Genomic DNA, 431 nt, shown 5'->3' with positions numbered 1-431 from the left:
CTACCGGGGTATCTAATCCTGTTCGCTCCCCATGCTTTCGCTCCTCAGCGTCAGTTACTGCCCAGAGACCCGCCTTCGCCACCGGTGTTCCTCCTGATATCTGCGCATTTCACCGCTACACCAGGAATTCCAGTCTCCCCTACCTAACTCTAGTCTGCCCGTATCGACTGCAAGCCCGCAGTTGAGCCGCGGGATTTCACAGACGACGCGACAAACCGCCTACGAGCTCTTTACGCCCAATAATTCCGGACAACGCTCGCACCCTACGTATTACCGCGGCTGCTGGCACGTAGTTGGCCGGTGCTTCTTCTGCAGGTACCGTCACTCTCGCTTCGTCGATGGTGAAAGGAGTTTACAACCCGAAGGCCGTCATCCCCCACGCGGCGTCGCTGCATCAGGCTTCCGCCCATTGTGCAATATTCCCCACTGCT

Annotated in this window: 1 rRNA gene; it reads right to left on the bottom strand. The window is 58.0% G+C overall.

From position 1 onward, the window contains the following. A 16S ribosomal RNA gene (locus HH110_RS19635) occupies positions 1–431 on the bottom strand; the annotation flags it as partial.

Source organism: Stenotrophomonas sp. SAM-B (assembly GCF_013387485.1).
Lineage (GTDB): Bacteria > Pseudomonadota > Gammaproteobacteria > Xanthomonadales > Xanthomonadaceae > Stenotrophomonas > Stenotrophomonas maltophilia_AA.
Note: the sequence above shows the minus strand (reverse complement) of the source record. Positions and strands in the feature narration are given on the sequence as shown.